The sequence below is a fragment of the Dissulfurimicrobium sp. genome (assembly GCF_049968175.1).
Lineage (GTDB): Bacteria > Desulfobacterota > Dissulfuribacteria > Dissulfuribacterales > Sh68 > Dissulfurimicrobium > Dissulfurimicrobium hydrothermale.
Genome location: NZ_JBMFRG010000065.1, coordinates 1 through 9,308 on the forward strand (window position 1 = coordinate 1; position 9,308 = coordinate 9,308).

Sequence of the window (9,308 nt, forward strand, 5' to 3'; positions counted from 1 at the left end):
AAGCCGCAACTGCTTTCCGTGAAAGGGGTAGCTGGTATCTCGGTATTCGGCGGTGAGATTAAGCAGTTGCAGATTCAGGTCGACCCGGACAAGCTGGTGCGTTACGGCCTGTCGATCCAGGACGTGGTAAACGCAGCGAAGCGGGCAACGGCGGTGCGTGGTGCTGGTTTTATCGAAAACAACAATCAGCGCATCGTCTTGGAAACCACTGGGCAGCCGATTTCCGCCGTGGCGCTGGGCACGGTGGTGCTGCGCCATCAGGGCGGCATCACCTTACGCATGGCAGACGTGGCGCAGGTGAAGATTGCGCCGGCACCTGCAGTAGGCGCAGCTTCGATCCAAGGCCAACCTGGGGTGATGCTGGTGATCGAGGAACAGTATGGCGCGAATACCATGGCAGTGACCCAGACACTGGAACAACGCCTCGCGCAGCTTAAACCAGCCCTTGCCGCCGAAGGCGTGACCCTGCATCCCGACCTGTTCCGCCCGGCCAACTTCATCGAAACCGCGATTAGCCATCTGCGCACCGCCCTTCTGATCGGTGCCGTGCTGGTGCTGACGGTGCTGTTTTTGTTCCTGTTCAACATACGCGCCGCGGTTATTTCAGCCACAGCGATTCCGCTGGCGTTGCTGACCGCTGTGATCGTGCTCAATCACTTTGGTATCGGCCTCAATACTATGACGTTGGGCGGACTTGCCATCGCTATCGGTGAGGTGGTTGACGACGCCATTGTCGATATGGAGAACATCTTCCGACGCCTGCGCGAAAACCGAATGCTGCCTATCCCATTGGATGCAGCACAAGTGGTATTGAATGCCTCACTCGAGGTACGCGGTGCAGTGATCTAAGCCACCTTTATCGTGGCCCTAGTGTTTGTGCCGGTATTGACGCTGTCCGGCGTAGCTGGCAGACTGTTCGGTCCGCTGGCAATCGCCTATATCGCGGCTATCATGGCTTCACTTGCAGTGGCACTGACGCTTACCCCGGCGCTTGCCTATTCATTGCTTGCCAGCCGGGCGGCCGAGGCGCAAGAACCGCCTTTGAGCAAATGGCTCAATATGCGCTACACGCGCTTGCTCGCCAATATCGACCGTCATACGGGCGCAGCGATTTTGACCGTGATGTTGTTGTGTGGAGCGGTATTCGTTGCGTTGCCATTCATGCAAGGCACATTCCTACCAGCGCTGCACGAGGGCCATTTCATTGTCCACATGAAACTGGCGCCCGGCACGTCGCTGGCCCAGTCACTCGCGCTGGGGCAGCGTGTCACTGCGGCGCTCAGCCGGATCCCTGGGATACGTTCAGTGGCGCAGCGCGTAGGGCGGGCGACCCAGGTATCAGATCCGGCAGGGGCGTTTTCGAGTGAGTTTGAGGTGGACTTGACCCCGCTTTCGGGCGCCGGACAGCAGCACGTATTAAACGCCATCCGTAAGGCCGTTTCATCCTTTGTTGGGGCGAACTTTTCGGTCAACACCTTTCTCACCGAACGCATCCATGAGACGATTGCGGGTTATACAGCACCGGTTGTGGTGGATGTCTATGGCAACGACCTTGATGTACTCGACCGCAAGGCCAAAGAAATCGCCGCTGCGATCCGCAACGTTCCAGGCGCTGGCACAGTACGAGTAGAGGCGCCGGTAGGTATTCCGCAGATGATCATCCGCCTGCGCAATAGCGTCTTGTCACGGCTCGGTATCGCCCCAGTTGATGCCATGAGCGCGGTCGAAGCCGCCTACGCTGGTACTTCGGTAGGCGAGGTGTATGAAGGCAACCGGGCATTTGACGTGACGGTAGTGCTGGCGCCGCACCTACGGCAAAGTCCGGCACAGGTCGGCGAGTTGCCACTAAAGACGCCGGATGGCCAGATGGTGCTGCTCAAAGACGTGGCGGACATTACCCAGACCAATGGCCGCTACCTGATTCTGCACAACGAAGCACAACGCATACAGGTCGTGACGGCAGAGGTAAGAGGGCGCGCCCTGTCAAGTTTTGTCAAGGCCGCGAAGAAACAGATCGTCGCTCATGTTAGATTGCCACGCGGCTTTTACCTGATATTCGCCGGTGATGCGCCTGAACGAGCTAGGGCCCAGCGCGATCTGCTGTTGCATTCGATGCTGGCAGCGGCAGGGGTGACATTGTTGTTGTATATGGCACTGGGCAACGTGCGCTCGGCCCTCTTGGTATTCATCAACCTACCCTTTGCGCTGGCCGGCGGTGTAGTCGTAGCGCTCGCAACAGGCGGCGTGCTGTCTATCGGGTCAGTAGTGGGCTTTGTTACCCTTTTCGGCATCACACTTCGCAATGCCATCATGTTAATCTCACACTACCGTCATTTGGTCGAAGTGGAAGGCATGGCGTGGGACAAAACGACGGCAATCAAGGGTGCTGCAGAGCGTCTGTCGCCGATCTTGATGACTGCGCTAGTCACCGCCCTGGGACTGCTGCCGTTGGCCTTAACCAGCGGCGCGCCAGGCAACGAGATCGAAGGCCCGATGGCCGCAGTCATCCTGGGCGGGTTGATTACCTCCACAGCGCTCAATCTACTCATTCTGCCAACCCTGGCGCTTAGATATGGGAGATTTAAGACCTAAAGAAGGCCTTTTTGAATCACATGACAGATTGCTTGGTAGAGCCTTAGCGACCTTCCACCGAATTTTCCAACACCTTTCCTGTCACAGCGTCCACACCCACCTCATGGGTGATACCATTCTTGCGGATATCAAAGGAATAGCGCAGACCGCTGCCACCGCCTTCATGTTCCAGTTCCTCAGAGAGTATATCGCCGGCAAAGGCCTTTTGGGCAATACGACGGGCTGCATTAAGGTCGATCTTGGCGCTTCCGGCATACTGCCAACCATTAAAGGTACGGGCAGCGGTCGTTGCCGCACCTTGATTTGCTTCACTTGTATAAACGCCATCAATGGCGATAACAGCAGTTAAGGCAACGCCAATTGTAACAATCGTTATTATCCTCTTCATCTTTTTAGCACCCCCTTAATTATTATTTAACAGTTTCTGCTTCTTCTATTTCCATACAAAAAATACAAAAAGAATATTATAAAAAAATGAACATTAAATTAATTTAGTATTATAATTTTCATAGAATATTGACGAAGTTAATATTAATCAGTTATCTAGATATGCATCCCGCTATATGCTCTTTTAACGAATGATACATCTAATAATTCAAGGTCATTGTATAACCCGTCAATGCTCTGAATGGGTCCGGCACCCCCCCTTCCGGCGTAGACAGTCCTGTCCGCAAGCAAGACATAGGCTATCACGCCTCATTTTCGAGGTATCGGAGTCAGCCAGACCAGCAAGAGACAACATGGCCGTGAAACCTATTCTTCAAGGTGTCCTATTAGGAGGCACAAATGCGCAGATTTAAGTTCTTCATCCCGATACTTTCGCTTTTTTCATTACTGGCCATTCTGGGTACAGTATATTTACTGTACATGGAGGAACAGGGCAATTTCCATGTAATTACGCCCGGCGAGGCATACAGATCCGCCCAGATGGACAGGGATGAACTCGAATATTACATAAAAAAATACGGCATCAGGAGTATCCTCAACCTGCGCGGAGAAAATACCGGCAAAATGTGGTATGTGGAAGAATTAGAGGTCAGTAGGGAACAACATGTAGCTCATTACGACATCTCTCTGGCGACATCGAGGGAGCTGAAAGACGATGACGTTCGTAAACTTGTAAAGATATTCAAAAACGCTCCACGCCCTATATTAATACATTGCCAGTCAGGTGCCGATAGATCAGGGCTTGTGGCTGCTATGTGGAAAGTGATCGTAGATAAAGAACCAAAGGCAAAGGCTGCAGACCAACTTTCCATTATCTATGGCCATATGCCGGTAGGCAAGACTACCGCAATGGACCATTTTTTCAAAAAGTGGGACCCGCGCAATGCTATTTTACTATATAATAGCCAATAAAAGGGACCCCCTTAAAAAAATCCACCTTTGCAAGCGGTCGATCTAAGAGCCATCCGTGTCGGATGGAACCGAATGTACCTGCCGATTCCTTTCGACAAAGACGGGCCTTGGGTAGAGGACGCGCCCTGCATTGCCTTTATTTAGGGTGAAAGAAATGGAGTCAAGATAATCGAGGATGTTTATGATCCGCCTGCCAAGCGGGAAAAGGCCTTTGGCGTCTTCAAGTGTAAGCCTGCCATTTTTTAATATATGTTGCGCTACTCTTTCCTTGATTATATCCAAGGCGTCAGGTGTCATAAACTCTTCCCTGTTACCACCCCTATTTTTGTAGACCCTAACGAGCATGCCTTGTTTTATCAGATATCTTATTGCGTCTGAAAGCTGCTTTTCATCTATTTTCAATAGATCAAGCATTGAATGAAAAGTGACCGGCATTATAGAGCTCTTCTCTGCGATGGCCATGACCTTCTTCGTCAAGACCTTAATATCAGCGCCCAGCTGTGGCTTAAACCCTGCCAGGCTTAAAAAATTGTCTGTTTTTTTAATGGTACGCCGCAATATCATGTCTGCAATAAGCGTATCTATAAGTTGAACCGGCAGGTCTTTAAATCTTGCCCTCAGCATCTCAATAGGCATTCCATCATTAGCAGGGTATAGCTTGTGATATGCCCTTATTTCATCTGCAGCGGTCTTTTTTAAGATATGAAAACGTTTATATAGATAGAATCCATTCGAAATCTTGATGATTTTATTGTCTTTATATAGAGACAAAATAGCATTCATTACCAATCGGATAGGATAGCCTGACGATATTGCAAATTCATCCAATGTGATGACTGAAAGAGGCCTTGCCTTTAATAAGGCGATTATAATCTCCTCAATGCAACCTCGAGCGAGTGCATCTAAGAGGTCCAGTCCCTCTTGGTGTCTTGTCCTCCACTTCCGGTTTGTCATCTCCAGCACGCGCCCGCCGCCGAGCACCTCTTCAGGGGAGAGTCCTGAAACTATGAAAGGAGAAAAGGGCAGGGCCGCTGCCTGTTCCCTGAGCCTTAATTGGACCAATGCCTTTTCGCCAGGCATAATTGCATCTCGTCTTTCTATTATGACGATTTTGCAGATATATGACTTTGTTCCCAGGAATAATCTTACGGCCGAATTGTTTTTGATAGGCCTTTTGATATCGTCTTGGACATGCAGCTCGGTATTTATGAATCGACCCAGGCATATCTTGCCCGGGGTTCCCAGGAGGTCGCCTGGTTTAATCTGATAATGTCTGATTCCCGATAGATTTATCCCCGCTCTCATACCGGCCGTAACTGCCTTTTTCGTTTCATGCCCGGCCTGGATCAATCTGATCCTGTCCTTGATGCCTGACGGATATATCTCAACCTCATCATCAACCCCAATAATCCCTGAGGTTATCGAGCCAGTCACAACAGTCCCATGTCCGTCTTTATAAAAGACATGGTCGATCGCCATCATAAAAGGCCGATCTGGATCTGGAGACGGAAGGCGATTGAAAACATCTTCGACCGCATTTATAAGCTCATCTTTCCCAAGCCCCGTCCTAGAAGAAAAACGGATCATCCTGGCATTTTTATAAGGAGAGGTAAAAATAAGCCCTCGCGTCTCCTCTTCAGCCATAACAAGGAGTTCATCGTCCACCCTGTCCGTCTTTGTAAGGGCAACTATCACCTTGGGGATCCCAAGGAGCCTGACAATGGAGAGGTGTTCACGTGTTTGGGGCATAACCCCCTCATCGGCCGCGACAACAAGTATCGCTGCATCAATACCCCAGAGTCCGCGGATTGCATTGTGGAGGTATTCTTGATGGCCTGGAAGATCTACAAAAAAGATCTCCCGGCCGCAAGATAGACGGAGGACAGCGTGACCGGGATTTATAGTAAGACCACGCCTTTTTTCTTCCGGATGGCGGTTTAATTCGGCCCCTGTCAATGTCCTTACAAGGCTAGTCTTGCCATGTTTAACGTGTCCCATCACTGCAATGATGATGGAATTTCTCATGTAATCAGCAAATTGTAATGATAAGGGGGCGAGGGGAATTGAACCTCCTCCCTGTTTTTTAGACAGGGCCGACGGGTTTGCAGCCCGCGGGATGCGCCAGCACCTTCGCCCCCGTTTTTATATATTAACGGCCAGTATCGCTGCGCCCATGGCCCCTGTAAAATCAGGTTCTGGCGGCAGGAGGACTGGGGCGTCAAGGTACGCCTCAATCTCCCCTACAACCGCCCTGTTCCTTGCCACGCCGCCACAAAAGGCCAGGGCAGGCCGAAGGCCCAGACGCTTTACCATGGCGGAGGCCCTCTGCGCCACAGACCTCACAATGGCCCTTGCCACATCCGCCGCCTCCGCCCCCTTTGCCTTTAAAGACACCACCTCCGTCTCGGCAAAGACGGTGCATGTGCTGTTGATCGATATGTCTTTATCACCCTTAAGGGCCAGGTCCCCAAGCTCAAATACCCTGCAACCCAGGGCTTGCGCCATCACCTCCAGAAAGCGGCCAGTACCGGCGGCGCAGCGGTCGTTCATCTCAAACCTTATGACCCTGCCATTGTCGTCAAGGGATATCGCCTTTGTGTCCTGCCCTCCGATGTCAAGAATAGTACGCACCTCGGAAAAGAGTTTATAAATTCCTGCCGCATGGGCCTTTATCTCTGTCACATGGCCAAAGCCAAGGGCCTTGCTCGCCAGGTGACGGCCATATCCTGTAACAAGTATCCGGTCAAACGTGACGCCCGCAAGCATCTTCTCTGTCTGGCCAAGGTAATCAAAGGTGGTCTCCTCCTTGCAGGAATGGATAGTCACGCCACCGTCTTTGAGAAGCACCAGCTTGATGGAGCGAGAGCCTATGTCAAGCCCTGCTGTGACCATCTTTAGTCCAGCACCTCCAGAAAGGCCTCAACCCTGGTCTTCAGCGCCTCCATGTCCTCCATGGAGTAGTCCGTCTCAAGGCGCAGATAATTTATACCCTCATTGCCCAGCCGCTCCTCCACCCTCCTGGCCTCTATTGTGTAGGGCTGACAAAACTGAATGGCGTAGTGAATGACGCCCTGGGCCTTAAACTCTTTTGTCATCTCCACTATGTGCGCCTGCCGCTCGTTATTGGGCGTAAAGGTGGCGCAGTCGATCTTAAAATAGCGCTCAGTGACGGCGTCCAGCATCTCATTGAGGTCTGAGAGGTCTTCTGCCACCAGGTTTCTTGTGTGCCTTACCCCTACGCAACTCTCCTCCCCCACTATCACCGCCCCTGTGCCTTCGACTACGAACGGGACCTTCCAGTTGGGAACGGCCATGGGACAGCCCGATATGAGGATGCGCCTTGCCTTTCCAGATGCGGCGCCTTCACCGTTTTTGACCCTCTCCTCCAGCTCGTCGCAGAGGGTCTCTACCGCCTCTGTAAATCTCACAGGCTCATCATAAAAGGCGATCTGGTTTATGAGCAGGGCGTCCAGGCCGCTTATCGGCGCTGGGTCGGCCTTTCGAAGGTTATTCAGCCTTGTAAGGGCCCTTCGCCTGCTGTTTATCACCTTTATGGCCTCATTAAGCCCTTCTGCCGTGATCTTTTTACCTGAGACCTCCTCGATCTTCGACTTTACCCTCTCCATTTCGGCCCGGAAGAGGGCCTTTGCAGCCTCGCTCTTGGTCTGCGGGACCTCCATGACATAGGTGGGCTGAAGGCCGTTAAATATCTCATAGGCCTTCTTTTTGCCGTCGCAGGTGGTCTCGCCGATCACCAAGTCACAGGCTGCGGTAAATGGGCAGAGCTTCGCAAGGCGGAAACCAAAAAAGGACTTGATCAGTGCGCAGGTATTCTTGGGAAGGTGCTGTTCCGCCAGGTCAAAGCCCGCCTCGGCCCCTGCGCACAGGCCTACGCAAACGCCGCCTGCTGCAAGGATCAGCTCCTCGGGCACAAAGACGCAGAAGACGCCAAAGACTTTTTTGCCCTCCTCTTTTGCCTTTAAAAGCCCTTCTATCCTTTGGCCATGTATCTCGCTGATGGCAAAATCAAAGTAGTCCATGCCCCTGGGCCTGCCCTTCTGACCCAGATAAATGGTACCATAAAACCCTCCGAGGGTCTTCAGAAGGGCGTCATGGGCCTTCAAATCCAGTCCAAGCCCGCGCCACATGGCAGTGTAATCTTTGGTCATTTAGATAGCCCCCTGAATTTTGATTCCAAGAAACGCCTTTTTTAATAGGCGTTTATGGTTAGAGAACCCCTCACGAGTGTTTTTAATATTGATTCAGCAGCTATTAAAAAGCAAATTGGAATTATCGATAAAATAATGGGGAACGATTGATTCTTTGAATAAGGGGCGCCTCTTGTATCTTGTTAAAAGTTTTCTTGAGAAGAATGTTATTCCCGCGAAGGCGGGAATCTATCTTGTGTGCGCCCGGCATCGACGGTGTCAGCATTGATGAGTTTCCTGAACGGACTCGGACTCTCTGGGGAATAATCCGGCAGTCGCTTCTGGATGGTTCCTATCACCCCAACCCGGTCAAGCGGGTAGAGATTCCCAAGGCATCGGGTGGAACACGCCCCCTGGGGATTCCCACCGTGCTTGACCGCCTGATCCAACAAGCCATTGCGCAGGTACTCCTGCCTATCTTCGATCCGGATTTTTCGGAAGCCAGCTTCGGTTTCCGGCCGGGACGCTCTGCCCACGGAGCCGTCTTTCGGGTGCGCGACTTTATCCGCAAGGGATACCGCGTGGCCGTGGACGCCGACCTGTCGAAATTCTTCAACACCGTGGATCACGATGTCCTGATGGATCGGGTCGCCCGGAAGATTCGCGACAAGCGGGTTCTGGCCCTTATCGGCAGGCGCCTGCGGGCCGGGGTCATGGTGACGGACCGATTGGGCTTCTATCTCAAATATCGAGGGCAAAGCGGATTGCACGCCCGACATCAATCATCTTTGACGGAGGCAAAGATATGATCAATGGTCCGATTTTTGCTCTCGAAACAGTCTGCAAGTGGTCACAATTAATAGCGCAATCTTGGGGCATGCCGTCGGATTTTGAGAGAAATACCTCGGACGGTATATTGCGTATCGTAGTTGTAATGGGAGCTATAGTTACCTCGCCAAGATATTCCAAAACGGAATCTCGTGTCAGGATAAGAACGGGCCGTTTCTTGTCTGGCGATACGAACTTGTACCAATGTATTTCGCCGTGTTTCATTCGTCACCCCAAGTCTGCTCGGTTTCCCAAACCGAAAACTCGTCGGCAAAAACCGGATGTCGTTCATACCCCTGGCGATGCGTCTGTTCTTGTTGCTCAAGGCTGTAACGCGCAAGGGCGTCACGAAGTGCCTTTCTTGTAAAAGCAGAACGACTT

General features: G+C 51.9%; 6 protein-coding genes, 1 tRNA gene and 2 pseudogenes. 3 read left to right on the forward strand and 6 right to left on the reverse strand.

Going from position 1 to position 9,308, the window contains the following annotated elements:
* Window positions 1–2,592, forward strand: a pseudogene (locus ACP5SG_RS08230) (efflux RND transporter permease subunit); the annotation flags it as partial.
* A gap of 43 nt (window positions 2,593–2,635) precedes the next feature.
* Here ACP5SG_RS08230 and ACP5SG_RS08235 read toward each other — a convergent pair.
* Window positions 2,636–2,980 (reverse strand): PepSY domain-containing protein, encoded by a 345-nt coding sequence (locus tag ACP5SG_RS08235; RefSeq protein ID WP_237888184.1) that lies wholly within the window; start codon window positions 2,978–2,980, stop codon window positions 2,636–2,638.
* Window positions 2,981–3,378: 398 nt separating this feature from the next.
* Between ACP5SG_RS08235 and ACP5SG_RS08240 the strand changes: the two genes are divergently transcribed.
* Entirely contained in the window at window positions 3,379–3,951 is a 573-nt protein-coding gene (locus tag ACP5SG_RS08240; RefSeq protein WP_424661166.1) for a dual specificity protein phosphatase family protein, read from the forward strand.
* Between the two features lie 42 nt (window positions 3,952–3,993).
* On the opposite strand, the gene selB is transcribed toward ACP5SG_RS08240, so the two are convergent.
* The 4 genes from selB to ACP5SG_RS08260 all read right to left on the reverse strand — a co-directional run bounded on the left by selB (window position 3,994) and on the right by ACP5SG_RS08260 (window position 8,120).
* A complete protein-coding gene (selB, locus tag ACP5SG_RS08245; protein WP_428123452.1) occupies window positions 3,994–5,976 on the reverse strand; it encodes a selenocysteine-specific translation elongation factor in 1,983 nt (660 codons plus the stop codon).
* 23 nt (window positions 5,977–5,999) lie between these two features.
* Window positions 6,000–6,089, reverse strand: a tRNA-Cys gene (locus ACP5SG_RS08250).
* 4 nt (window positions 6,090–6,093) lie between these two features.
* Window positions 6,094–6,843 (reverse strand): acyl-CoA dehydratase activase, encoded by a 750-nt coding sequence (locus ACP5SG_RS08255; protein WP_424661165.1) that lies wholly within the window; start codon window positions 6,841–6,843, stop codon window positions 6,094–6,096.
* Between the two features lie 2 nt (window positions 6,844–6,845).
* Window positions 6,846–8,120 (reverse strand): double-cubane-cluster-containing anaerobic reductase, encoded by a 1,275-nt coding sequence (locus tag ACP5SG_RS08260; protein ID WP_424661164.1) that lies wholly within the window; start codon window positions 8,118–8,120, stop codon window positions 6,846–6,848.
* Between the two features lie 203 nt (window positions 8,121–8,323).
* Between ACP5SG_RS08260 and ACP5SG_RS08265 the strand changes: the two are divergent.
* Window positions 8,324–8,827: pseudogene (locus ACP5SG_RS08265) on the forward strand (reverse transcriptase domain-containing protein); the annotation flags it as partial.
* A 13-nt stretch (window positions 8,828–8,840) separates the two neighbouring features.
* Here ACP5SG_RS08265 and ACP5SG_RS08270 read toward each other — a convergent pair.
* Window positions 8,841–9,152 (reverse strand): type II toxin-antitoxin system PemK/MazF family toxin, encoded by a 312-nt coding sequence (locus tag ACP5SG_RS08270; RefSeq protein ID WP_428123459.1) that lies wholly within the window; start codon window positions 9,150–9,152, stop codon window positions 8,841–8,843.
* Window positions 9,153–9,308: the final 156 nt, after the last annotated feature.